Annotated in this window: 19 protein-coding genes, 1 riboswitch and 1 other annotated feature; all 19 genes read left to right on the top strand. The window is 41.7% G+C overall.

Features of this window, described 5'->3' with window-relative positions:
- Nucleotides 1-70: 70 nt before the first annotated feature.
- A riboswitch (SAM riboswitch) is annotated at nt 71-165 on the bottom strand.
- A gap of 140 nt (nt 166-305) precedes the next feature.
- Complete coding sequence (gene brnQ, locus BLR11_RS09930) at nt 306-1637, top strand: branched-chain amino acid transport system II carrier protein (protein ID WP_091651425.1); 1332 nt, start codon at nt 306-308, stop codon at nt 1635-1637.
- Between the two features lie 84 nt (nt 1638-1721).
- Nucleotides 1722-1975: a binding site (T-box leader), on the top strand.
- A 55-nt stretch (nt 1976-2030) separates the two neighbouring features.
- Complete coding sequence (locus BLR11_RS09925; RefSeq protein WP_091651422.1) at nt 2031-3527, top strand: energy-coupling factor ABC transporter ATP-binding protein; 1497 nt, start codon at nt 2031-2033, stop codon at nt 3525-3527.
- A complete protein-coding gene (locus BLR11_RS09920) occupies nt 3521-4333 on the top strand; it encodes an energy-coupling factor ABC transporter ATP-binding protein (protein WP_091651419.1) in 813 nt (270 codons plus the stop codon). The genes BLR11_RS09925 and BLR11_RS09920 overlap by 7 nt, the downstream gene beginning before the upstream one ends.
- A 2-nt stretch (nt 4334-4335) precedes the next feature.
- Nucleotides 4336-5022, top strand: a complete 687-nt coding sequence (locus BLR11_RS09915; protein WP_176762953.1) for an energy-coupling factor transporter transmembrane component T — start codon at nt 4336-4338, stop codon at nt 5020-5022.
- An 11-nt stretch (nt 5023-5033) separates the two neighbouring features.
- Nucleotides 5034-6503, top strand: coding sequence for a tryptophan transporter (locus tag BLR11_RS09910; protein WP_091651414.1), 1470 nt, complete (start codon nt 5034-5036; stop codon nt 6501-6503).
- 305 nt (nt 6504-6808) lie between these two features.
- A complete protein-coding gene (locus BLR11_RS09905; protein WP_091651411.1) occupies nt 6809-7609 on the top strand; it encodes a gluconate 5-dehydrogenase in 801 nt (266 codons plus the stop codon).
- Between the two features lie 83 nt (nt 7610-7692).
- Entirely contained in the window at nt 7693-8637 is a 945-nt protein-coding gene (locus BLR11_RS09900) for a sugar kinase (protein ID WP_176762952.1), read from the top strand.
- A gap of 13 nt (nt 8638-8650) precedes the next feature.
- Nucleotides 8651-9622, top strand: a complete 972-nt coding sequence (gene eda, locus BLR11_RS09895) for a bifunctional 4-hydroxy-2-oxoglutarate aldolase/2-dehydro-3-deoxy-phosphogluconate aldolase (protein WP_245675135.1) — start codon at nt 8651-8653, stop codon at nt 9620-9622.
- A 144-nt stretch (nt 9623-9766) separates the two neighbouring features.
- Nucleotides 9767-10342, top strand: coding sequence for a GDSL-type esterase/lipase family protein (locus BLR11_RS09890; protein ID WP_091651409.1), 576 nt, complete (start codon nt 9767-9769; stop codon nt 10340-10342).
- Nucleotides 10339-11652 carry a serine hydrolase domain-containing protein gene (locus BLR11_RS09885; protein ID WP_245675134.1) on the top strand — a complete coding sequence of 438 codons (1314 nt, stop codon included), beginning with the start codon at nt 10339-10341 and terminating at the stop codon, nt 11650-11652. The genes BLR11_RS09890 and BLR11_RS09885 overlap by 4 nt, the downstream gene beginning before the upstream one ends.
- 139 nt (nt 11653-11791) lie before the next feature.
- Nucleotides 11792-13048, top strand: coding sequence for a tyrosine--tRNA ligase (gene tyrS / locus BLR11_RS09880; protein WP_091651406.1), 1257 nt, complete (start codon nt 11792-11794; stop codon nt 13046-13048).
- Between the two features lie 17 nt (nt 13049-13065).
- On the top strand, nt 13066-14160 hold the full coding sequence (locus BLR11_RS09875; RefSeq protein ID WP_091651404.1) for a dipeptide epimerase: 1095 nt from the start codon (nt 13066-13068) through the stop codon (nt 14158-14160).
- A gap of 247 nt (nt 14161-14407) precedes the next feature.
- On the top strand, nt 14408-18103 hold the full coding sequence (rpoB, locus tag BLR11_RS09870; protein ID WP_091651401.1) for a DNA-directed RNA polymerase subunit beta: 3696 nt from the start codon (nt 14408-14410) through the stop codon (nt 18101-18103).
- A 30-nt stretch (nt 18104-18133) separates the two neighbouring features.
- Nucleotides 18134-22384 (top strand): DNA-directed RNA polymerase subunit beta', encoded by a 4251-nt coding sequence (rpoC, locus tag BLR11_RS09865; protein WP_091651398.1) that lies wholly within the window; start codon nt 18134-18136, stop codon nt 22382-22384.
- Nucleotides 22385-22606: 222 nt separating this feature from the next.
- Nucleotides 22607-22852, top strand: coding sequence for a ribosomal L7Ae/L30e/S12e/Gadd45 family protein (locus BLR11_RS09860; protein WP_091651396.1), 246 nt, complete (start codon nt 22607-22609; stop codon nt 22850-22852).
- A 78-nt stretch (nt 22853-22930) separates the two neighbouring features.
- Complete coding sequence (gene rpsL / locus BLR11_RS09855) at nt 22931-23305, top strand: 30S ribosomal protein S12 (protein WP_091651393.1); 375 nt, start codon at nt 22931-22933, stop codon at nt 23303-23305.
- A 56-nt stretch (nt 23306-23361) separates the two neighbouring features.
- Nucleotides 23362-23832 (top strand): 30S ribosomal protein S7, encoded by a 471-nt coding sequence (gene rpsG, locus BLR11_RS09850; protein WP_091651391.1) that lies wholly within the window; start codon nt 23362-23364, stop codon nt 23830-23832.
- A gap of 33 nt (nt 23833-23865) precedes the next feature.
- Entirely contained in the window at nt 23866-25938 is a 2073-nt protein-coding gene (gene fusA / locus BLR11_RS09845; protein WP_091651387.1) for an elongation factor G, read from the top strand.
- Nucleotides 25939-25973: 35 nt separating this feature from the next.
- Nucleotides 25974-26585 (top strand): GTP-binding protein (locus BLR11_RS09840; protein WP_143006426.1); only part of this gene is annotated, 612 nt, incomplete at its 3' end.

Below are 26585 nucleotides of genomic sequence, written 5' to 3'. Positions count from 1 at the left end.
AGATTTGACACCGAGCTTTTTCCATAAAAATAACCTCTTTCCCAAAAGAGAAAGAGGCATGTAAAACGTATCTTTATCTCTCGGAATTTCTTCCGCAGGAATTGGCACCGTATTATCGGTTGCCGGGCTTCATAGGGCCAGTCCCTCCGCCTCTCTGGATAAAAGCATCTGTAGTTGTCTTATAAGTGAGTATATCATGAAAAAATAAATTGTCAAGAAAAAGAAAATTTTGACATGCTTACTGTTTACAGGTACAATACGTAAGTATGGAAGACTGCGGATGCTCTTGAAAGGAGCTTCGCTATATGTTAAAAAAAGGTATGCAGATTGGATTATTATTATTCGGCATTTTCTTTGGTGCCGGAAATCTTATATTTCCCCCGTCCCTCGGTTTTCAAGCGGGAAATCAGTTTATGCCGGCCATTATTGGTTTTATTGTAACCGGAGTTGGCATGCCTGTTATTGCACTTATTGTGGGAACTTTTAATCCCGGTGGTTTCCGTGCGGAAATGAATCGTAAAATTTCACCATTATTTTCTTTACTTATACTTTCTCTTATTTATTTATCTATTGGGCCGCTAATGGCGATACCTCGTACAGCAGCGACATCATTTTCTGTTGGCATTCTCCCTATTGTTGGTAATGGAACTTGGCAGCTGGCTGCTTATACTATTCTGTATTTTGGATTGGCGTGGTGGCTGGCTATTACACCCTCTAAATTATTATCGCGCGTTGGTAAGGTGTTAACCCCTATTTTTGCAATTATGATTATTTTGCTTTTTACTTTGGGGTTGACTGTTTTTACAATGCCGGAATTGGCGATGCCCATCGGTAAATATGCCGGAGCAGCTTTTGGCAGTGGTTTTATCGAAGGATATAATACAGTAGATACTTTGGCATCTTTTGCTTTTTGTATTATTGCATTGAACACGTTGAAGCAATTGGGCTTTAATTCAATGAAAGAATATTATACCAGCGTGTGGGCTGCCGGTATATCAGTGGCAGTACTTATGTCCGTTTTATATATGGGACTGGGTTTATTAGGAAATCATTTTCCTATTCCAGCAGCAGTGTACCATGATCCGGCGATCAATATCGGTGCATATGTATTGACGCAGGCTTCGTATGAACTGTTTGGCAGCATAGGTGTATGGTTTTTGGCAGTTATGGTAGTTATTACTTGTTTTACAACCTCGGTTGGACTTATTACATCTGTTGCAGAATTTTTTTCTCAGGAATTTCCCATTATATCATATAAGCAGTATGTTACTATATGCTCTTTGGTAAGCTTGGCAGTGGCAAATTTGGGACTGAACCAAATTATTAAAGTGTCTTTGCCGATGCTGCTGTTCTTGTATCCTATTGCTATTTCTGTTGTCGTATTGATTATTGTCAATAAATTTCTATTGTTGTCTCGTATAGGTATGAGAATAACCGTAGCCGTAGCGGCAAGTATTGCGGTAATTGATATATTGAATCAATTTGCTCACGTTGCGTGGGCACACTCTTTTATATCCATGCTGCCTTTGGGTACAAGCGGACAGGGATGGATTATTCCGGTTATTGTTTGTGTTTTCTTTTCGCTTATACTACCGCATAAAATCAGCGGTGACGTAGAAAAAGTCATAGATATTTAAAATTAAAGTGAGAGAGCTCCGTAGGTTTTCCAGTTGAAACTATTGACATACTTTAAAAATCAGGTATAATTACAAGTAACTTAAAATAAATCGATGAACGAAACGAGTACATACAGAACGACAGTTGCAGCGAGCCGATGATAGTGAGAGTTCGGTACAGGTCAATGAATGGAATGGATTCGGGAGATGCGGCCTGAACGAGAACAAGTAGGGCACGACGGTGTATTTCCACCGCTATCAAAGAAACGTGTATCGCCTAGGCCGTACATGTAAAGCCGGACTAATCATAGTCAATTGGGGTGGCACCGCGGAAGAATTATAAGCCTTTCGTCCCTTGCTTAATAAGCAAAGGATGAAGGGCTTTTTTGTATAAATAATTAGGGGGCTGAGATAATGGAACGTATTGCAGATATTTCAATATTAGAATTTCATCACAGACAAGGCGGTCAATATAGATGGATTACGGTGAGTACATTGCTTTTGGCGATTGCAACTATTCTTCGTCTGGTATCTCCGAGTGTGGCGGGCTTTACTCCTAATTGGGCTATTGCGATGTATTGTATCGCAATTCATCTGACTAAGCCTACATATAAGCAATCCTTCGGTATTGGCATGGTATATGCCTTTGTGGGAGTTCTTACGTCTAAGGCGGCATTTCCCTACGGAGATTTTATTAGTGAGCCGGTTGCGGCATTACTTTGTTGCTTTGCAGTAAAACACCTGGATATCATTAAGTGGAAAGGGCATACGGTTCTTCCCGCTTTTACGGGGTTGATCTGTACCATCATTTCTGGAACCATATTTTTAACAACTTTTAAATTAGCGTTAAATATTCCAGATTCAGTTTTTTTTAATGTGATGCTCCCGGCAGTATGTATTATCGGTCTTATTAACGGAGTGACAACACCGGTACTATATTATCCGGCAGAAAAATTGTTTGCCATGAGAGGAATCATTGATGTCAAATCAGAAGAAATGGAAGTATCCGATCATAGCCGATTTAAGTTAAATCCATCGCGTGAAGGGCTTATTTCTATGGAACATTTATCTTATACCTATAATAAGAAAAGTAAACCGGCATTAGATAATATTAGTCTTTCTATTCATCAAGGCGATTTCCTTGTTATTACAGGTGAAAGCGGAAGCGGAAAAAGTGCTTTATGTATGGCGATGTCCGGCGCTATTCCTCATTATTTCGGAGGTGTTATGAAAGGAATGGCCTTTGTAGATAATAAAGCGACAACGCAAATCAGTATTGCGGAACTTGCTTGTCATGTAGGTATGATGCTGGATGATTATGATAGTCAGTTGGTAGCAATGACGGTAGAGGAAGAAATCGCATTTAGTCTGCAGAACCAGGGGATTGATCCGAATAAGATAGAAGAAGCCATTGAACATGCGTTAACAAAGGTCAAACTTACAGAGTATCGAAAACGTGAAATCAGTAAACTATCGGGAGGACAAAGACAGCGTTTGGTTATTGCGGGGGTTTTGGCTGCGAATCCGGATATTTTGGTATTTGATCAGCCGACATCTGCACTTGATCCGGAAGGAACACGTGATTTTTATCAATTATTGCATGATTTGAATGTTAAATACAAACATACTATAATTGTGGTAGAACATACATTGGAGGCTGTTTTGCCGTATGCTAACCGGTTGATTCTTATACAGAAGGGACGTATTGCCTGTGATGGGGATGTAGCGACAACGCTGCGTTTTATGTATGAAAACAATATATATGCAACGGCGGTTCCACAAGTATTTGCTTGTCAGATGACTCTTGAGAAAGCGGGCTGTAATATGGGAGATATAGCATGGCTTGATTTGGATATCGCTATAAATAGTTTAAAGCAGTGTTGCCCAAATGGAGGTAGAGTAGCATGTTAGAAATGAAAAATGTTAATTTCGACTATGGAAATGGTGTTCCTATATTGAAAGAGGTAAACTTAATTATTGGTGAAGGTGAATTTATTGGATTGGGCGGGCGCAACGGTTGTGGAAAAACAACAGTTACACGGCTGCTGATGGGATTAGAAAAACCTGTGCAGGGAGATATTCTAAAAGATGGGAAAAGTATTATTAAACAAGATGCTTCTGTACGCAGCCGGTTTATTGGCTATGTGTTTCAACGCCCGGAACGGCAAATGTTTCGTCCTACCGTAGCACAGGAAATTGCCTACGGACCACAGCAATTAGGGATGACAAAAAGGGAGACAGAAGAGGCCGTTGCAGAGGCTATGGAGGCAACCGGACTGCAGAAACTGGCGGATGCATATCCGCCGAATTTGAACCGCGGCGAAAAACAAAGAGTAGCAATCGCTTCAGCATTAGCTATGCATACGCAATATCTGATTCTTGATGAACCAACCAGCGGTCAGGATAGTGCTGAAAAAACAAAACTTATGCGGTTGCTTACAAAACTTAATGACGCCGGATTGACAATATTACTTATTACACATGATATGGATATTTTGGCGCAATATTGTAAACGTGTTATTGTTATGGGGCATCAAACAAAATATTTTGATGGGACTCCCCAGAAATTATTTACCGAATGCGATGAATTAGTGGATTTAGGATTGACTAGGCCGCAGTCTGTTACCCTATCAATGGCTGTTGCGGGAATGAAATATTGCAAATCCATGGCTGAATTTCAAGATGAAATGGTAAAAAGATTGAGGGGGAATGCATGATGATTAAAAACATGGTACCTGTAACAAAATTAATCGCGACATTTGCATTTTCTTTTTGGGCACTTGTCATGCATACTACGATACCACTGATTATTTTGGTTGTTGCGGAATTGTTGATACTTACGGTTTGCGGTAATTTACAGCGTAACAGCAAAGCCGTAGGCAGCCTTGCTGTTTTTGCTGTTTTTCTTGGGATTGTCCAGCTTTTAGGCGGTGGTTCCGTGGAATCGGCTTATGTTACGGGATTGCGCATGATGGCGATGACCGTTGTTTTTATTATTCTTTTGACTACAACGCGTTTACAAGATTTGACAGCGGCGATGGTTACACAAATTAAGGTTCCTTATGAATATGCGTTCATGTTTACAGCAGCACTTCGCTTTGTTCCTGATTTTATTGCTGAAAGTAAAGCTGTGCAAGAAGCACAAGCTTGCAGGGGACTTTCTGTGAAGGGAAATGTGTTTAAACGCATGATTAATTATATGAGTGTTATCCAGCCGCTTATGTTGAAATCATTAAGTAGGTCAGAAACAATGGCTCTTAGTTTAGAATTGCGTGGTTTTGGCAGTCAGCAGCGTCACAGTTTTATGAGCAATGTACAACCTAACGTGATGGATTATGCCCTAATAGGGGGTATGATACTTATCAGTGCCGTTGTTATATATTTGCGTATTCATGGTATCGTATAAGGAGCCGACGGATGATACAAATACATGATATTTCTAAATTGGAATTTCATCATAGGCAAGGTGGGCAATTTCGTTGGATTACAATTAGTACATTGATGCTGGCAATCGGCACCATTCTCCATCTTGTCTCTCCGAGTGTGGCAGGAATTACTCCTAACTGGACAATTGCTACGTATTGCGTAGCAATTTGTTTGACAAAGCCTACTTACAGACAGGCGTTGGGAATTGGTCTGGTAGCTGCACTTGTGAATGTTCTTACCTCTAAATCGGGATTCCCATATGGGAATCTTATCAGTGAACCTATTGGAGCGCTATCCTGTGCTTTTATAGTTCATTATTTTTCGTTTCTTCGTTTTAGGGGACATTCGTTGCTTCCTGTAATAACGGGAATTGTTTCAACGTGTCTCAGTGGAGGCGTATTTGTTACCATTTTGAAGTTTGTCATGGACTTGCCCATGGTTGTATATACTGCCGGGATGCTTCCGCTGGTAGGTATTATTGGTTTGCTTAATGGAATTGTTACGCCGGTTATGTATTATCCAGCTTTGCGGCTTTTTGTATCCCGCGGAGTGTTGGATTCCTTGGAAGAACAGATGGTAATTTCTGATCATAGCATATTTGATTTAAAACCAGTACGGGAAGGACTCATTTCGCTTGAACATATATCTTACATATATAATAAGCAGAAGACACCCGTTTTGAATGATATTAATCTTAATATTCATAAAGGTGATTTTTTGGTTATTGCCGGAGAAAGCGGCAGTGGCAAAAGTTCTTTATGCATGACATTGACGGGAGCGATTCCGCATTATTTTGGCGGGGTTATGAAGGGCATGGTATATGTAGACGGAAAGGCAACAACGCAGACGACAATTTCTGATTTAGCATGTCATGTAGGGATGATGCTTGATGATTATGATAGCCAGCTTGTAGCTATGACCGTAGAAGAAGAAATCGCGTTTAGCTTGGAAAATCAAGGAGTGAATCCGAAAATAATCAAAGAGGCAATTACCTCAGCGTTGGATAAAGTGGGTCTTACAGAATACCGTACGCGAGAATTGAGCAAACTTTCCGGCGGTCAGCGGCAACGTCTGGTAATTGCAGGTGTTTTAGCTACTAATCCAGATATTTTGGTATTTGACGAGCCGACTTCAGCATTGGATCCAGAAGGAACGAATGCTTTCTATCAACTGATTCATAATCTCAATACACGGTATGGTCATACGGTTGTGATTGTAGAACATACTTTGGAAGCGGCACTTCCTTACGCTAATCGAATGGTACTTATTGATCATGGCCGTATTTTGTGTGATAGTGGTGTGGAAACCGTATTACGTTATATGTATGATACGCATATTTATGTTTCGGCAATTCCTCATGTTTTTGCGTGTCAGTTAAAATTGGAAGAGATGGGATATAATATCGGAAAAGCTTGGCTTTCAACGGAACTAGCTGTGCAAGAGCTTCAAAAACTGCAGTAAGGAAACAGTAATCAGGAAATAAAAGAATTATTACACCACGTAATTTGGGGCTCCCCACAACAGACTGATTTTCGGTCTAATTTATGGTGGGGAGTTTTTTGCTATTATTTTGATTATATTTTATATAAAATAACAACTAGAATTGTACTGTATGTGAATGTGAGTTTTTTTTAGAGGGTTAGTAATGGAGCAATTTAGATAAAATATATTTAAAAATATTTTTATTGATAGTATAATCGGAGAAGATAAATTAAAGAGGAAAAGACTTAATTTCGTTTTTTTCAATGGCGGGAAGGAGTTTTTTTATGAACTGTTTAGACCAGTTTTCCTTGAGGGGAAAAGTAGCGTTGATAACCGGAGGTTCTTATGGTATTGGTTTTGCTATTGCCAGTGCGTATGCCAGAGCTGGTGCAAAAATTGCATTTAATTGCCGCAGCCAAATACACTTGAATCGAGCAATGAAGGAGTATAAAAAAGCAGGCATTGAAGCTCACGGCTATATTGCAGATGTTACTGATGAAAATTGCGTTGTAAAACTTATCGCCGAAATTAAAAATACATTGGGTTCTATCGATATATTAGTCAATAATGCTGGTATTATTAAACGTATTCCTATGTGTGATATGACGGTAGAAGAATTTCGGAACGTTGTTGATATAGATTTAGTGGCGCCCTATATTGTAGCTAAGGCCGTTATTCCTGATATGATTGCAAAAGGCCATGGCAAGATCATCAATATTTGCTCGATGATGAGCGAATTGGGGCGTGAGACTGTTTCAGCATATGCAGCAGCTAAGGGGGGATTGAAAATGTTGACACGTAATATTTGTTCTGAATTTGGTGGTCAGAATATTCAGTGTAATGGATTAGGGCCTGGTTATATTGCTACCCCTCAGACAGCTCCTCTGCGAGAAAAACAAGCGGATGGGTCGAGGCATCCTTTTGACAGTTTTATAGTATCAAAAACTCCGGCAGGACGTTGGGGAGTTACGGCCGATTTAGAAGGACCTGCTATTTTCTTGGCATCTGAAGCGTCGAATTTTGTAAATGGACAAATACTATATGTTGATGGAGGTATTTTGGCATATATAGGCAAACAACCGTAAAAAGAGTATAATGATGTACAAGTTAGGAAGGACTGCCGGTCAGGGAACCTAACTTGTACATCAGTAGAAAGGATGATACACTTATGAAATCAGGATTGATTCTTGCCGGAGAACCGATGGGACTGCTAATTGCCCAGAGTGAAGGTTCTTTGGACAATGTGAGCGGGTATGATTTGGCTGTGGCAGGTGCAGAGTTTAATGTTGCTGTTGGGGTTTCCAGATTAGGACATCGTGTTACTTATATGACCAAGCTGGGTAATGACCCTTTTGGCAAACGGATTATCCACGCCCTGAATGACAATAAAATTGGGAATGAATTTGTAGCATGGAGCGACACAAAAAAAACTGGTTTTATGTTAAAAGGGCGTGTTAGTAAAGGGGATCCGGATATTTTTTATTTTCGTTCCGGGTCGGCGGCATCTACGCTTTCTGTACAAGATGTAGAAAAAATTAATTTTGAAAATTATTCCCATGTTCATTTAACGGGTATTTTACCCGCACTTTCTGATAATACACGTGCAGCGGTCAATCTAATGTTTGATAAGGCTCGTAAGGCAGGGCTGTTTATCAGCTTTGATCCTAATTTGCGTCCGGCACTGTGGCCGTCGAAAGAAATAATGATTCGTACTATTAATGAATTGGCAGCTAAGGCAGATATGGTTTTGCCGGGAGTTGCTGAAGGAAAAATCCTGATGGGCAGTGATGATCCTCATAAAATAAATTCATTTTACCACAAAAATGGAGCTAAGATTGTTGTTACAAAATGCGGGTCAGATGGTGCGCTCGTGTTTGATGGAGAAAATGAATTTATGGTTCCTGGTTTTAAAGTTGAAAAAGTTGTTGATACAGTGGGGGCTGGTGATGGATTTGCAGCAGGTATTATTACGGCACTGATGGAAAATTTATCATTACAGGAAGCTGTGCGCCGCGGAAATGCAGTGGGAGCAATTCAGGTTATGAGCCGCGGCGATAATGAAGGGTTGCCGTATCCACAGGCATTGAAAGAATTTATGGAACAACAATTGTAATTGGGAGGTTTTTATGATTAGCGAAAACATGAAAACGATTTTTGATATTGGTCTGGTACCGCTTATTGTGCTGGATGATGCGGCCGATGCCGTGGATTTTGGCAATGCTCTTGTAAAAGGCGGCATACCGATTGCTGAGGTTACCTTTCGCACGGCGGCCTGTCTTGATAGCATTCGGGCTATGGCGCAGCAAGTGCAGGGAATTATTGTCGGAGCAGGTACGGTACATACGGTGCAGCAGGCTAAAGATGCGGTAGAAGCAGGTGCACAATTTATCGTGACGCCGGCCTTTAATCCGGCAGTAACGGAATGGTGCGTTATGAATCATATTGATATTCTTCCAGGTACGGTTTCGCCGGCAGATATTGAAGCAGCGTCGGCTTTTGGACTTGAAATTTGTAAATTTTTTCCAGCCGCAGCATATGGTGGTATCACCACATTAAAGGCTTTGTCGGGTCCCTTTGCACATATTAAATTTATGCCTACGGGTGGCGTTAATTTTGATAATATGAATGATTATCTTGATCTTCCCAATGTAGCAGCCGTTGGTGGCAGTTTTATGACGCCGTCTGATATGGTAAAGAACAAAGATTGGGATGGCATTGCGGCAACTTGCCAAAAAGTATTCAAGCATCTTCTCGGATTTGAACTGGGACATGTGGGACTTCATGCACAGAATCGCAAGGAAGCAGAAGACATTACCGATGATCTTTGTGAATTGATGTTGCAGGACAAAGTCGTAGGCGGAGATAACTTCTTTGCGGGTCCGGTAGCAGAAATTTGTGATCATCCTATGCCGGGCTCTAAGGGACATATCTGTATCGATACGCGCGACATGGAGCGGGCTATCGCCTATTATAAGCGGCAAGGCGTGTTATTTAATAAGAATTTGTGCTTTAAAGATAATAAAGGAAATATCAAAGTGGCCTTTCTTGAGAAAGAAATTGGTGGATTCACAATTCATCTGCGCCGTAAGGAAAAATAAAAAGCATGTTTTATGCAGACACTTGACTGGCTATGTCAGTGGTGTCTGCTTTTTATATTTATATATAGTATATTTATGAATTGTATTTGTTTTACAAATATATAAGCAATGAGTATGATATAAGAAACATATGGGAGGATAAATATGAAACTGGTATGTGTGGGAGATAGTCTTACTTATGGATATGGAGTTCCGTCTCCGTGTTCATGGATTTCCCTATTGCGGGAATGGTCCGGCTGGCATATTATTAATAGTGGCAGCTGTGGTGAAACAACTGCAGAAATGCGGCGGCGTTTTTCTCGAAACATAGTAATGATGCCGGATTTGATTTTTATTATGGGCGGATCTAATGATATTTTATTAAATGTTTCGCTTCATGAGATAGAAGAAAATATTTTAGCAATGATTATAAGTGCCCATATGGCCAATATGAGAGTCATTTTAGGAACTCCTCCGCGCACCAAAATGGAAAGCTCAGTTTTTGGCTGGCAGAAGAGGGATGATGTAGGACGACACAATGAAATGCTGACTATGTATCGGCAGTGGATTATTACCCAGAGTGAAAAAGCCGGTATTCCATATGTTGATTTTTATGAAGCTTTGCAAGCAGCAGATGAGCAGGACATACAGGTATATGTGGACGGGATTCACCCGAATATAGCCGGATATAAGATTTTGGCACAGACGGCATGGAATATTTTAAAGGATACGGACAAATGAATAAAAGAAGAATATTGACAATGGAACAAATACGTGAGTTAGATCGGGAATTAGAAGCACTTATCGGCAATACTGGCGTAGGTGTTCCTGGATTAGCTGTCGTTATTTATAAAAATGGAGAGCAAGTATATGAAAAATTTTTAGGACGGCGCTACATTGACAGCGTAAAGCCGCAATTTGATCTACCGATTACGAAAGATTCACGTTTTCGCGTTGCTTCTGTTTCCAAACAATTTACGGCCTTGACGATATTACAATTGGCAGAGGCAGGCAAGCTTTCTTTGGATGAGGACATATGCGAGTATCTTGGTTTTAATCTGAGGCATCCCCGATATCCGGAACAACCGATTACGATCCGCATGCTTTTATCACATATGTCATCGCTATGTGATGGAGGCATCTATTCTATTCCTCCGGAAGAGGATATTATCGAGTTTTTTATGCCAGAAGGATTATATTATCGCGGAGGCGAACATTTTTCTGCTATCGGCAGACCTGGAACTTATTTTCATTACTGTAATCTTAATTATGGTCTTTTGGGGACGATTATCGAGGTAGTTACAGGAGTGCGCTTTGATATTTATCAACGTACACATATTTTAAAAGAATTGGATATTTTCGGTAGTTACAATATTGGTGATTTTGATACGGAAGATATGAAGAAGCTGGGTACTATATATCAAAAACAAAAAGAAGGAAAATGGGATGAGAATGGTCCGTGGTATCCTCAGATTGATGATTATAGGGGGATTGTTCAGCCGGAGCATATCGTGCGTATATGCAATCCGGATCAAAGGCAAAATGATGATTTTTACAATATAGCCGGATATGTGCCGGGAACGAACGGGACCGTATTCTCACCGCAAGGCGGGCTGCGTATTTCGGCCCAGGAATTGACGAATTTATTAGATATGTATTTACATGGCGGTGTATATCAAGGGAACCGGATTGTGACAGAAACAATGCTGGAGGAAATGTTTAGTTGTCAATGGTACTATGATCGGCAGTGTTTTAATGGCGATACTTGTGGAGGAACATTGGAAACGTATGGATTGGGTGTGTACCATATGCTGAGTAACAGCACATCGCGTCCCGTCTCAGATAGATGTATTGATTTGGCAGGACATACTGGGGAGGCATATGGTCTTTTATCTGCTATTATGATGTTTCCGGGAACAGGAAATGGCTTTTTGTATATTATGAATGGGGAAGCTATTGATGAAGAAGATATACGGGCAAAGGGAATATACAGCGGAAATTATCGATGGGAAGAACGAATGATGACGGCAATTATACGCAATGCTTTTTAAATAGATTCTTTTTATAATATGCAGAAAAACTGTTTTGTTATTAATTTATTTTACGTATTCTATTTGACGCGGAACAAGGCATTTTATATAATAAAATCAATTGTGAATATCTGTTGTGAAAAGGGGAGAATCCGAGATTATGAATATTATTGATGAATTAACTTGGCGTGGAGCGGTAAACCAAGTCAGTGATGAAGAAGGATTGAGAAAATTGACGGAGGAAAAAAGTGTCTCTTTGTATTGTGGAGTCGATCCCACGGGAGATAGTATGCACATAGGACACTTAATTCCTTTCATGATGCTGAAACGATTTCAATTGGCAGGCCATCATCCTTATATCGTCATCGGCGGTGGTACCGGCGTTATCGGAGATCCCAGCGGACGTAAAACTGAACGCCAGTTACAAACGATTGAAGCTATCCATGATAATGCTGATAAATTAAAAGCACAGTTTATTCATCTTTTTGGTGAAGATTCCAATATTACGATTGTTAACAATTATGATTGGTTGTCAAAATTAGATTTACTTGGTTTTTTGCGTGATTATGGCAAGCTTTTCAGTGTTAACGTCATGTTGGCTAAGGAAGTGGTAGCAAGCCGTCTGGAAGCAGGGATTTCTTTTACGGAGTTTACGTATCAGATTCTGCAATCTATTGATTTTGAGCATCTTTTTGCACATAATGATATACAACTTCAGATTGGGGGAGCAGATCAGTGGGGAAATATTACCGCCGGTATTGATATGATTCGAAAAATACACGGGTCTGAAGCGCAGGCCTATTGCCTGACAATACCGCTCATGCTGAAATCAGATGGAACGAAGTTTGGAAAAACGGCAGGAGGAGCCATTTGGCTTGATCCGGAAAAAACCTCTCCTTTTGAATTTTATCAATTTTGGCTGAATCAGGATGATGCAGATGTTATTAAATATTTAAAGTATTTTACTTTTTTGAATCAAGAAGAAATTAATGATTTGGAACAGACCGTCCAGACAGAGCCTGAAAAAAGAATTGCCCAGCGCCGTTTAGCTGAAGAGGTAACTACATTTGTCCATGGTAAAAAAGCACTTCGGGAAGCACAAAATATCACGATAGCATTATATCAAGGCAGTATAGCCAATCTTACGGAACATGAACTGGAACAAGCTTTTGGAAAAATGCCGACGGTAACGGTAGGACCGGAAGAAAAAGATGTAGTTAACTGGCTGATTGATTCAACCATTTATACTTCTAAGCGGCAGGCTCGTGAAGATATTACAAATGGGGCAGTTACTATAAACGGAATTAAAATAACATCTCTTGATGAAGTAGTAACTCCTCATAAGAATTCTAACGGCCGTTTTGTTATTGTGCGTAAGGGGAAGAAAAAGTATACTTTGGCTCGGGTGCAGAACTAATTGATCGAGGCAGCAGCATGAAAATTAAAGAAATACGGATAGGACTGGTGCATATTCCGTTGAAAAAACCGTTTATTACTGCGTTGCGCCGTGTGGAGGTTGCCGAAGATATTATTGTGCAAATACTTTCGGATAGTGGTGAAAGCGGATTTGGCAATGCGCCGCCAACATATAAAATTACTGGGGATGGACATGGATCTGTGGCAGGTGCTATACAGGATATATTGACACCTGCGCTTATCGGTCGGGATATAGATGATCTGGAAGATATTTGGCATGTGTTAGATACTTCCATGCAGGGAAATACTTCGGCAAAAGCGGCTGTAGATATAGCTGTATATGACTTGTTTGGTAAACAATACGGAATCCCTTTATATCGGTTATTCGGCGGCAGGACGAGCTCATTAACTTCAGATTTGACAATTAGTCTGAATAAACCAGAAGAGATGATGCAGGATGCCATAGAAGCAGTACATCGCGGATATACCGCGTTGAAGATTAAAGTAGGCGAAGATATTTTGCTTGATAAAAAACGTGTTCGGGCAGTGCGAGAAGCAGTGGGTCCGAATATTACTCTGCGTCTTGATGCTAATCAAGCATGGAAGCCCAAAGAGGCAGTTCGGATTATCCGCGAATGGGAAGATGCCGGCATGGATATTGAGCTGGTAGAACAACCGGTCCGGGCGGATGATTTTGATGGATTGAAGTTTGTTACAGATCATGTTATGACAGATATTATGGCAGATGAAGCGGCATATACAGTACGGGATGTATGGCGGTTGTTGTCTATGCGGGCTTGCGATATGATCAATATCAAATTAATGAAAGCAGGGGGGCTTCATAATGCACTGGATATGGCGGCTATGGCGAAGGCTGCAGGAGTATCCTGCATGGCTGGATGTATGTTAGAGAGTAAGGTGGGAATTACGGCGGCTGCGTCGTTGATGGCGGGCAAACGCTGTATGCAATTGGCTGATTTGGATGCAGCAGATTTATTGGCAGCAGATCCGGTCCGAGGCGGCGTTTCCTATAATCATAGTAAACTTATATTGCCTGAAGCACCAGGATTAGGCATTACAGGGGTTGAAGGAGTATGTTGTCTTGAAAAATGACAACTGGGTAAAAAAATATTTAACAAAAAATATAAATAATGGTTGACTTTGAAAAACTTGTATGCTATAATAACTCATTGCAAATGCTAATGATTATATAAATACATGGAGGAGCAGCTTCCGTTAAACAAAAAAGTTAAGCAAGGTTCGGTGAGAAGGTTGAGCCTTGCTTTTTTGTCGCCTAATGGGACTGCTTTTTTGCCTTCCAGTAATAGCTTTCATTTTTTATAAGGGGTGAAGTAAAAGCATGTTCAAACCTGTACAAGTAGGGAAAAGGACTCGATACACATATGCAAAGATCAACGAAGTCTTGAAGATGCCGCATTTATTGGATTTACAAATTAAATCTTATGAATGGTTTCTGGAAAAAGGATTAAAGGACATATTCAAAGATATTTCGCCGATCGAAGATGCATCGGGAAATCTGTCTTTATCCTTTGAAGATTTCAAATTGGGTGAGCCCAAGTATGATATTCGTGAATGTAAAGAACGGGATACGACGTATGCCGCTCCTCTTCGCGTCCAGATTCGTTTGGTCAACCATGAAACAGGTGAAATCAAAGATCAGGAAGTATTCATGGGGGATTTTCCACTGATTACGGATACAGGTACATTCATTATTAATGGGGCGGAACGTGTTATTGTTAGTCAGCTCGTACGTTCTCCGGGTGTATATTATGGCCGTGAAATTGATCCAATGGGCATTCGGTTGTATAATTCGACAGTTATTCCTAACCGAGGAGCTTGGATTGAACTGGAAACGGATGCCAATGATGTCGTGTATGCTCGTATTGACCGCAATCGTAAAATTCCGGCTACTGTTTTGATTCGTGCATTGGGATGGTCCTCAAATGCTGATATTTTGGATTTGTTCTATGACGATAAGCGGCTGCAGAATACATTTGAAAAAGATACGACAGAATCACAGGATGAAGCGTTGGTAGAGATTTATAAAAAACTTCGGCCGGGTGAACCGCCGACCGTGGAAAGTGCACGTAATCTTTTTGAAGGATTGTTTTTTGATCCCCGCCGGTATGATATGGCTCGTGTCGGCCGATATAAAGCCGGAAAGAAATTAGGATGGCAGCGCCGATTATTTGGACAGATTTTACATGAACCTGTCGTTAACGCTGAAACCGGTGAAGTCGTCGTCGATGCGCATACGGAAATTGGATCTGCTGAAATCAAGAGAATTGAAGACAGCGGTGTATTCAGCGGAGAGGGTCTCGTCGAACTATTTGTTGAAAAACAAGACGGTTCTGCATATAAGATGATTTGCAATAATAGTAATCTCCCCTATGAACATCGGACGATTACAAGAGAAGACATCATTGCCAATATCGATTATCTTCTCAACCTTATGGATGGATTTGGCAATGTTGATGATATTGACCATTTAGGAAACCGTCGTCTGCGTTGCGTAGGTGAATTGCTGCAGAATCAGTTCCGCATTGGTCTGACACGTATGGAACGTGTTGTTAAGGAACGTATGACTATTCAGGATATGGAAGCTATTACGCCGCAAGCGTTGATCAATATTCGCCCTGTTGTAGCCTCTATTAAGGAATTCTTTGGTTCCAGCCAGTTATCACAGTTTATGGATCAGACGAATCCGTTGGCTGAATTAACACATAAACGTCGTCTTAGTGCATTGGGACCTGGCGGGTTGTCTCGCGAACGAGCTGGTTTTGAAGTTCGAGATGTACATCATTCTCATTATGGGCGCATGTGTCCGGTAGAAACACCGGAAGGACCGAATATAGGGTTGATTTCTTCATTGGCTTGCTTTGGCAAGGTCAACGAGTTTGGCTTTATTGAAGCGCCATATCGCCGGGTAGATAAGGAAACACATATCGTTACTAACGATGTACATTATATTACCGCGGACGAAGAAGAACAATATATTATTGCACAGGCAAATGAACCTTTATCGGAAGACGGCCATTTTGTAAATGAACGCGTTGCCTGCCGCCACGGCGAAGATACTCGTGAATTTCAGCGTAATCGTGTTGATTTTATGGACGTTTCGCCAAAAGAAGTGGTATCTGTAGGGACGTCTATGATTCCGTTTTTGGAAAATGATGATGCGAACCGGGCTCTCATGGGAGCAAACATGCAGCGTCAAGCCGTTCCGCTGCTCCGCACACAGGCACCTCTTGTCGGCACAGGTATGGAATATAAGGCTGCATGTGACTCGGGTGTTTGCATTTTAGCAAAACATGCCGGCATCGTCAGCCGTGTAACCGGGGATGAAATCGTTGTTACAACGACCGCTGGTTCGGAAGATTCATATCGTTTGATTAAGTTTATGCGCTCTAACCAAAGTACTTGCATCAATCAACGACCGCTGGTTTACAAAGGGGAAAAAGTAGTTGAAGGACAAGTATTGGCTGATGGTATGGCTACAGACGGTGGTGAACTGGCTCTCGGTTATAATATTCTTGTTGCATATATGCCGTGGGAAGGATACAACTACGAAGATGCGGTGCTTCTTAGTGAAGATTTGCCTAAGAAAGATTTATATACTTCTATTCATATTGAAGAATATGAATGTGATGCCCGTGATACAAAGCTGGGCTCTGAAGAAATAACTCGCGAAATTCCGAATGTCAGTGAAGACAGCACAAAGAATTTAGATGAAAGCGGCATTATTATGATTGGTGCTGACGTATATCCAGGCGATGTTTTGGTTGGCAAGGTTACGCCGAAAGGTGAAACTGAGCTTACTCCGGAAGAACGACTGCTGCGTGCTATTTTTGGGGATAAAGAACGGGAAGTTCGTGATACATCATTACGTGTACCTCATGGGGAATCGGGGAAAATTGTTGATGTACGTGTCTTTTCTCGAGAAAATAATGATGAACTCCCGCCGGGTGTAAATCGTTTAGTCCGTGTATATATTGCTCAAAAACGTAAAATCCATGAAGGGGATAAAATGTCTGGGCGTCATGGCAACAAGGGGGTTGTTTCCCGTGTAATGCGTCAGGAAGATATGCCGTTCTTGCCAGATGGCACGCCGGTGCAAATTGTTCTTAATCCCCTGGGGGTTCCTTCACGTATGAATATCGGGCAGATTTTAGAAACTCACTTGGGTTGGGCTATGCATGAAATGGGCCTGCAAATTAAAGGCATGGATTCAACGCTGGAAGGTAAATTGCGCGAAGCTGGTTATGATGTAGATTCCTATGGTATGCCTAAGCCGGATGCTGCCGGTATTCATATTGCAACACCTGTATTTGACGGTGCACATGCAGAAGATGTCTTTGAAGCATTAAAAATGACAGGACTGCCGGAAGACGGCAAAACAGTTCTCTATGATGGACGAACAGGAGAACCTATGGATCGCCGAGTTACGGTAGGGTATGTATATATGCTGAAGCTGCATCATTTGGTTGATGACAAAATCCATGCTCGTTCTACAGGACCGTACTCATTGGTTACACAACAGCCTCTGGGCGGCAAGGCGCAGTTTGGTGGCCAGCGTTTCGGGGAAATGGAAGTTTGGGCCTTGGAAGCATATGGCGCTGCGTATACATTGCAGGAAATGCTTACGGTTAAGTCTGATGATGTCGTTGGTCGTGTCAAAGCTTATGAAAAAATCGTCAAGGGCGAAAATATTCCAGAACCGGGTGTTCCGGAATCGTTTAAGGTATTGCTCAAAGAATTGCAGGCGATTGGTCTTGATGTCCAGATTTTGAATGAAGACGGCGAAGAGGTTGTAGTTCGTGAATTGGACGATGAAGATGAAGTGGAAACGGAACAGGATCAAACGGATGAAATTCGTCAAGTTATGGAAGGCGAAACCGCAGTGGATGATGAAACAACTATGATTGAAAAAAATACCGTGCCGGATGATTATGTAAACAACGGTGGCGAAGATGATGTAATCGGTGAGTTGGGTGGATATACAAATACCGATGATACAGATGATAGTGATGAATAATCAGTACATGAATAGAAGGGAGCGGTATTTGTGCTAGATGTGAACGAATTTGATTCTATGCGAATAGGCTTGGCCTCGCCGGAAAAAATCCTTGAATGGTCTCATGGAGAAGTTAAAAAACCGGAAACAATCAATTACCGTACATTGAAACCGGAACGTGACGGATTGTTCTGTGAACGTATTTTTGGACCTACAAAGGACTGGGAATGTCATTGCGGTAAGTATAAGCGCATTCGTTATAAAGGCGTTGTTTGTGATCGCTGTGGCGTAGAAGTCACACGGGCTAAAGTTCGTAGAGAACGTATGGGCCATATTCAGTTGGCTACTCCTGTTTCTCATATTTGGTATTTTAAAGGTATTCCCAGCAGGATGGGATTGATTTTGGATATTTCTCCGCGTTCGCTGGAAAAAGTTTTATATTTTGCATCATATGTTGTTTTGGATCCAGGAGATACACCTCTTATAAAAAAACAACTTCTGACGGAAACAGAATATCGTCAATATTTAGATATGTATGGTGAAAAATTCCGTGTTGGCATGGGGGCTGAAGCGGTTAAAGAGTTGCTGCAGGATTTGAATCTGGACAAGCTGGACGGCGAATTGCGTGCTGAATTAAAGGATGCTTCCGGACAGCGCCGCGTACGGGCTATCCGCCGGTTGGAAGTGGTTGAAGCCTTTCGTCATTCCGGCAATAAACCGGAATGGATGATTATGGATGTCGTGCCGGTTATTCCTCCGGAACTTCGTCCTATGGTACAACTTGATGGTGGTCGTTTTGCAACCTCTGATTTGAATGATTTATATCGTCGTGTCATTAACCGTAATAATCGCTTGAGCCGATTACTTGAACTGGGAGCTCCTGATATCATCGTCCGCAATGAAAAGCGTATGTTGCAGGAAGCTGTTGATTCCTTGATTGATAATGGCCGCCGGGGACGTCCTGTTACAGGCCCTGGTAATCGTCCCTTGAAATCTCTTTCTGATATGCTTAAGGGAAAACAAGGCCGTTTCCGTCAGAATTTGCTCGGTAAACGTGTTGATTATTCCGGTCGTTCCGTTATTGTTGTCGGACCGGAATTGAAAATGCATCAGTGTGGCTTGCCAAAGGAAATGGCATTGGAATTATTTAAACCCTTTGTCATGAAAAAACTTGTTGAAAAAGGCATTGCTACTAATATAAAAAATGCAAAAAAGAAGGTAGAACGTGTAAGCAATGAAGTATGGGACGTTTTAGAAGATGTTATCAAAGAACATCCTGTTTTATTAAATCGTGCACCTACGCTGCATCGACTAGGTATTCAAGCCTTTGAACCGATTCTTTGGGAAGGTCGGGCAATTAAGCTGCATCCTCTGGTGTGTACAGCTTACAATGCCGACTTTGATGGGGACCAAATGGCTTGCCATTTGCCTTTATCTGTGGAAGCACAATCTGAAGCTCGTACGCTTATGCTTTCCTCGCATAATATTTTGGCGCCGAAAGATGGCAAACCTGTTGCTGTACCAACCCAAGATATGGTTCTTGGTGCATATTATTTGACATTGGTTAAGCCGGGGGCTAACGGAGAAGGGAAAATTTTCTCCAATTATGATGAGGTTATGCTGGCTTATGATGCGCATGTTCTTGATATAGAAGCGTTGATTAAAGTCCGTATTCCAGGACGGGGATTGATTGAAACAACAGCTGGAAAGTTGTTATATAATCAAGCTTTGTACGAAGAATTACGGATGTATCATACGGATAAAATCATGGTATTTACCGATCCCCAGGATGCGGTATTTGCTTATACCAATGGTTTGATCGACCCGGTGCATTTGATAAAAATCCAAGATAAAGAAGGCCGTATCCTCGATTATGGGTTTACTGCGCTGAAAGAACGTTTTGGCGTAGATCTTCTTTCGATACGTCCGCTTCCTTCCCACAAAGTAGATAAGGAAGCAGCAGCAGCTTTCAAAAAGGATAAAACATATGTTGATGTTGAATGCCTTGGCGTTTTGATGAACAAAAAGCAAATTGGAAAACTTGTTGATGCTTGTTTCCATCTGGTAGGAAATACTAAGACCGCAGAATTATTGGACCGCATTAAGTCATTAGGATATCATTATGCTCGACAGGCCGGAATGTCTATTGCTATTTCCGACATTCAAGTACCAAGTGAAAAGAAGGCCATTCTTGATGTCACGGAAGAACAGGTTATTAATGTTACTAAGATGTTCCAACGTGGGCTGATTACTGAGGATGAACGATACCGCAAAACGATTTCCTTATGGGAAAAAGCAACAGACGATGTAACGGATGCTATGATGGATAATATGGATCCTTTTAACTCCATCTTTATGATGGCCGATTCCGGTGCTCGTGGTAATAAACAGCAGATTCGTCAGGTTGCGGGTATGCGTGGATTGATGGCGGATCCTTCTGGCCGTATCATTGATTTGCCGATTAAGGCTAATTTCCGGGAAGGCTTGTCTGTATTGGATTACTTTACATCCAGCCATGGTGCTCGTAAGGGTTTGGCAGATACAGCTTTACGTACAGCTGACTCTGGCTATTTGACCCGGCGTCTTGTCGATGTATCTCAAGATGTGATTGTCCGTGAAGATGATTGTGATGTGTTTGGAATTGATCTTGTGCGCGAACGGGCTCGTTTGGCCGGTTCCTGCAAGGCGGCCGTAGCACTATTGAAAGATAAACTCATTGGACGTGTCTTGGTTCATCCCATATTAGATCCGGTAACGGAAAAAGTTCTTTTTCCTGAAGAACATTTACTGACAACTGATGATATGGACGTTATAGTTGAACATAATATTCCGCGGTTGTCACTGCGGGGCAGCCAAATGGACATTAATGATGACTTAAACCATACTAATGTTATTGAAAGCGTATTTTTGGGCGAACCAGAAGAAAAAATTCGGGCGGCACTGCGCCAGGCTATGATTGACAATATGCTTGGCAAAACGATTGAAAATGTTGTGGTAGAAGCGAATGGTTTTGAAATTTGCCCAGCAGGTACACCGCTGACCGAAGACGCTATTGATAAAATCTTGGCCAGTGATGTAAAGGAAGTAAAAGTTCGCAATAATGATATTAGAGGAATTGAAGTCGGCGCTATTGTTGAAGGTAATGGCGTGATTGAATCATTAAAAGATCGTATTGTTGGCCGTACAGCGGCACAAAAATTGGTCAATTCCGATACAGGTGAAGTTATTGTTCCGCTCAATCAAGAAATTACAGAAGACAAAGCAGATGAAGTTGTAAAATATTATAAAACAGTCCGTATCCGATCTGTTCTTACCTGCCGTTCCCGGTATGGTGTTTGCGCGAAATGTTATGGACGTGATTTAGGTACAGGCGGTAAAGTAAACGTCGGAGAATCGGTGGGTATTATAGCGGCACAGTCTATCGGTGAACCGGGCACACAGTTGACAATGCGTACATTCCATACAGGCGGTGTTGCATCGGCCGGTGATATTACACAAGGTCTGCCACGTGTTGAAGAATTATTTGAAGCACGTAAACCTAAAGGAAATGCTATTGTAACTGAAATTACTGGTAAAATTGAAATTACGGAAAAGGAAGATCATCACGATATCCATACTGTACGGGTTTTGGCCGAGGACGGTGAAGAGCAATCCTATGTTGTTCCATATGGAGCCCATATCGTTGTACATGAAGGGGATGTCATTGAAAAGGGAAGTCGTATTACAGCAGGATCTATTAATCCTCACGACATTCTCCATATTCTCGGCGTTGAAGCGACACAGCGGTATCTTGTTTATGAAGTTCAAAAGGTGTATAAGTCCCAAGGTGTTGAAATTAATGATAAACATATAGAAGTTATCGTACGCCAAATGCTTCGCAAGATCAAATTGGAAAACCCTGGTGATACAGGCTTGCTTCCAGGAGATTACGTAGATGTAAATGTATTTGAAGATTCGAACCACCGCATTCAGGCAGTAGGCGGCAACGTAGCTTCCGGGAAAAATATACTCTTAGGGATTACGAAAGCGGCACTTGCTACGGATTCATTCTTGTCAGCAGCCTCTTTCCAAGAAACGACCCGTGTTCTTACTGATGCGGCGATAAAAGGAAAGATAGATCCGTTGCTGGGATTAAAAGAAAACGTTATTATAGGTAAGTTGATTCCGGCTGGTACCGGAATGGGCCGATATCGTAAGGTCAAGGTACTTAAGACGATTCCTGCTGTGGCATATGAAGATGAAAATGGAGAACCTTTAGATGCAAAAACTTTTGATGAATCCAATACTGTAATATCTGAATAAACTTAAAACATCCCCCTTGAAAGAATAAATAAGACAATCTTTCAAGGGGGATACTACATAAAAAGAAACGCCCGGGATAGTGTAATAAAAAATCTATTGTTTGTGCAGTTTTTCAGAAAAATACATTGACATACAAATAGGGTGATGATAAAATAACTAAGTGTCACAGTACCATATCTGTGTCTTATTTAGTATATATTAGTATGTTAGGAGAGAGTTTCCGTGAGCTTGGATGCATTAGCAGGGGTGCGTAAGACCGTAGGTGCGAAGCAAACCTTAAAAGCAATGAAACGAAACGAAATAACGAAATTGTTTATCGCCAATGATAGTGATAAACAAGTTACTACCCCACTGGAGATATTTGCTTCAGGAGCGGGTATTCCTGTAGATAAGTCGTACAGCATGGCTGATCTTGGTGTGGCATGCCGCATCAAAGTAAAAGCAGCAGCTGTGGGCTTGTTGAAATAACTTTGGTAGTCTCATCTTATAGGCAATGCCTTTTGATGATTCATTATAAATCTAATTGTTTGGAGAGGAGGTGCCCATATGCCAACAATCAGCCAATTGGTTCGTAAAGGACGTCAGGCTTCGGAACACAAATCCACAGCCCCGGCTCTGAAAAACTGCCCGCAAAAGCGCGGTGTTTGCACTCGTGTGTATACAGCTACACCGAAAAAGCCTAACTCTGCTTTGCGTAAAGTTGCTCGTGTCCGTTTGACCAACTCTATCGAAGTAACTGCGTATATCCCTGGCATTGGCCACAATTTGCAGGAACATAGTGTTGTATTAATCAGAGGCGGTCGTGTAAAAGACCTTCCTGGTGTACGTTATCACATCGTTCGCGGCGCATTGGATACAGCCGGCGTGCAAGATCGCCAGCAGGCCCGTTCTAAATACGGTGCTAAGAAGCCTAAAAAATAATCGCTGTAAGAACAGAAACGCAATTGATAACCTACATATATAAGGAGGAATTAGACATGCCAAGAAAAGGCCCAGTGCCAAAGCGCGATGTACTTCCGGATCCGGTGTACCATTCCAAATTGGTTACGCGCTTCATTAATAAAGTAATGCTGGACGGCAAAAAAGGCGTCGCGGAAACGATTGTTTACGATGCTTTTGATATTATCCGTTCTAAGACAAATAAAGATCCTTTGGAAGTATTTGAACAGGCATTAAACAATGTTATGCCTGTATTGGAAGTTCGTGCCCGCCGTGTTGGCGGTGCCAACTATCAAGTACCTGTCGAAGTACGTGCTGACCGCCGGTTGTCCTTGGGCATCCGCTGGACTGTTGGATATGCCCGTAAACGCGGTGAACGTACAATGAAGGAAAAACTTGCTGCCGAATTAATGGATGCATTTAATAATACGGGTGCGGCTATTAAGAAAAAAGAAGATACGCATAAGATGGCGGAAGCTAATAAGGCTTTTGCACATTATCGCTGGTAAGAAGATATTAAAATTTGAGGAGTGGAAGAAATCGTGGCAAGAGAATTTTCCTTGGAAAAAACGAGAAACATCGGTATTATGGCTCACATAGATGCCGGTAAAACCACGACAACCGAACGTATCCTTTTTTATACCGGCCGAGTTCATAAAATCGGTGAAGTCCATGATGGCGCTGCTACCATGGACTGGATGGCCCAGGAACAGGAACGTGGTATTACTATCACGTCTGCTGCAACGACGGCACATTGGAAAGGATATCGTATTAATATCATTGATACCCCGGGGCACGTTGACTTTACTGTAGAAGTTGAACGGTCTCTGCGCGTACTTGATGGTTCGGTTGCGGTTTTCTCTGCAAAAGGCGGTGTAGAACCGCAGTCTGAAACTGTATGGCGCCAGGCTGAACATTACCAGGTTCCCCGTATTGCCTTCATTAATAAGATGGATACGACCGGTGCAGATTTTCTGAACTGTGTTGAAATGATGAAGGATCGGCTGCAGGCTAACGCTGTTGCTATTCAGCTTCCCATAGGAGCTGAAACGGAATTCAAAGGTATTATTGATTTGATTACTATGCAAGCAGAAGTGTATGGTGATGATCTCGGTAAAGATATCGAAATTGTGGAAATTCCGGATGATATGAAAGAAGAAGCCGAAAAATATCATCAAGTTATGATTGAAGCTGTTGCAGAAACAGATGATGAATTGATGATGAAATATTTGGAAGGCGAAGAACTTACCGTTGATGAAATCAAAGGTGCTATCCGTAAGTCCGTTGTAACAAATAAAATGTTCCCCGTACTTTGCGGTTCTGCGTATAAAAACAAGGGTGTACAGATGTTGCTCGATGCTATTGTTGACTACATGCCGTCGCCGCTTGATATCCCGGCTATTAAAGGAACGAATCCTGATACAGGTGAAGAAGATCACCGCGAATCTGATGACAGTGAACCTTTTTCCGCACTTGCTTTCAAGATTATGGCCGATCCTTTTGTAGGTAAGCTTGCTTTCTTCCGGGTGTATTCCGGTACTATGGCAGCGGGCTCTTATGTATATAATTCTACTAAGGGTAAAAAAGAACGTATTGGCCGTATTCTTCGTATGCATGCTAATCATCGTGAAGAAGTGGATATGGCTTATAGCGGCGATATTGGTGCTGCCGTAGGTTTGAAAGATACTACAACAGGGGATACTCTTTGTGATGAAAAACATCCAATCATTCTTGAAAAAATGGAATTTCCAGAACCGGTTATTTCTGTTGCTGTTGAACCAAAGACAAAGGCTGATCAGGAAAAAATGGGCGTTGCGTTGTCTCGTTTAGCAGAAGAAGATCCGACTTTCCGTGTCAAGACAGATGCGGAAACAGGACAGACTATCATTTCAGGTATGGGTGAACTTCATTTGGATATTATCGTCGACCGTATGTCACGTGAATTCAAAGTAGACTGCAACGTAGGCAAACCTCAGGTTGCGTATCGTGAAACGATTCGCAAGACTGTTAAGCAGGAAGGACGTTTTGTTCGTCAGTCCGGCGGCCGCGGTCAGTACGGGGATTGCTGGTTGGAATTAGTTCCACAGGAACCGGGTGCTGGTTTTGAATTTGAAAATAAAATTGTTGGCGGTGCTATTCCTAAGGAATATATCGGACCTATTGAATCTGGTGTTAAAGAAGCTATGGAAACAGGCGTTCTTGCCGGATTCCCAATGGTTGACATCAAAGTTATTGTGTATGATGGCTCATATCATGATGTTGACTCTTCGGAAATGGCGTTTAAGATTGCAGGTTCTATAGGTTTTAAAGAAGGCGCTAGAAAAGCAAATCCTGTTCTTTTGGAACCATATGTTAAGGTTGAAGTTGTTGTTCCCGAAGACTACATGGGTGATGTAATCGGTGATTTGAACTCTCGCCGTGGACGGGTGGAAGGTATGGAAGCACGCAGTGGTGCACAACATATCAATGCATTCGTTCCGTTGGCAGAAATGTTTGGTTATGCAACGGATTTGCGTTCTAAAACGCAGGGCCGTGGTAACTATTCGATGACTTTTGACCACTACGAAGAAGTACCGAAAAACGTAGCAGAAAAAGTTATCAGTGCTAAAGGTTAATATATCATTATTATTGGCGTTGGAGGAAATGTAAAATGGCTAAAGAAAAATACGAAAGAACCAAACCGCATGTCAATATTGGAACCATCGGACACGTAGACCATGGCAAAACGACATTGACAGCAGCTATTACGAAAGTATTGTCGAAAAAGGGCTATGCCAAGTTTGAAGCGTATGCTGACATTGATAAAGCACCAGAAGAACGTGAACGCGGTATTACGATCAATACAGCACACGTAGAATACGAAACAGATAAGCGTCATTATGCGCATGTAGACTGCCCGGGGCATGCCGATTATGTAAAGAACATGATCACCGGTGCTGCACAGATGGATGGAGCAATATTGGTAGTAAGCGCAGCAGACGGCCCAATGCCGCAGACGCGTGAACATATCCTTCTGGCCCGCCAGGTAGGAGTACCGGCAATGGTAGTATATCTGAACAAAGCCGATCAGGTAGATGATCCGGAATTGATTGAATTAGTAGAAATGGAAGTTCGCGAACTTCTTTCCAGCTATGATTTCCCAGGCGATGAAATTCCTATTATCGTAGGATCTGCGCTAAAGGCATTGGAAGAAGATCCGGAAGCAGAAGCCAGCATTTTGAAATTGATGGATGCGGTAGATGAATATATCCCGACACCGGAT

The organism is Megasphaera paucivorans (genome assembly GCF_900103535.1).
GTDB lineage: Bacteria > Bacillota > Negativicutes > Veillonellales > Megasphaeraceae > Megasphaera_A > Megasphaera_A paucivorans.
This window is presented reverse-complemented; position numbering and strand designations above follow the sequence as displayed.

Bases quoted from the DNA above. Each gene is read 5' to 3' on its own strand.
- brnQ (WP_091651425.1), top strand. From the start codon at position 306: ATGTTAAAAAAAGGTATGCAGATTGGATTATTATTATTCGGCATTTTC.
- BLR11_RS09925 (WP_091651422.1), top strand. From the start codon at position 2,031: ATGGAACGTATTGCAGATATTTCAATATTAGAATTTCATCACAGACAA.
- BLR11_RS09920 (WP_091651419.1), top strand. From the start codon at position 3,521: ATGTTAGAAATGAAAAATGTTAATTTCGACTATGGAAATGGTGTTCCT.
- BLR11_RS09910 (WP_091651414.1), top strand. From the start codon at position 5,034: ATGATACAAATACATGATATTTCTAAATTGGAATTTCATCATAGGCAA.
- BLR11_RS09905 (WP_091651411.1), top strand. From the start codon at position 6,809: ATGAACTGTTTAGACCAGTTTTCCTTGAGGGGAAAAGTAGCGTTGATA.
- BLR11_RS09900 (WP_176762952.1), top strand. From the start codon at position 7,693: ATGAAATCAGGATTGATTCTTGCCGGAGAACCGATGGGACTGCTAATT.
- eda (WP_245675135.1), top strand. From the start codon at position 8,651: ATGATTAGCGAAAACATGAAAACGATTTTTGATATTGGTCTGGTACCG.
- BLR11_RS09890 (WP_091651409.1), top strand. From the start codon at position 9,767: ATGAAACTGGTATGTGTGGGAGATAGTCTTACTTATGGATATGGAGTT.
- BLR11_RS09885 (WP_245675134.1), top strand. From the start codon at position 10,339: ATGAATAAAAGAAGAATATTGACAATGGAACAAATACGTGAGTTAGAT.
- tyrS (WP_091651406.1), top strand. From the start codon at position 11,792: ATGAATATTATTGATGAATTAACTTGGCGTGGAGCGGTAAACCAAGTC.
- BLR11_RS09875 (WP_091651404.1), top strand. From the start codon at position 13,066: ATGAAAATTAAAGAAATACGGATAGGACTGGTGCATATTCCGTTGAAA.
- rpoB (WP_091651401.1), top strand. From the start codon at position 14,408: ATGTTCAAACCTGTACAAGTAGGGAAAAGGACTCGATACACATATGCA.
- rpsL (WP_091651393.1), top strand. From the start codon at position 22,931: ATGCCAACAATCAGCCAATTGGTTCGTAAAGGACGTCAGGCTTCGGAA.
- rpsG (WP_091651391.1), top strand. From the start codon at position 23,362: ATGCCAAGAAAAGGCCCAGTGCCAAAGCGCGATGTACTTCCGGATCCG.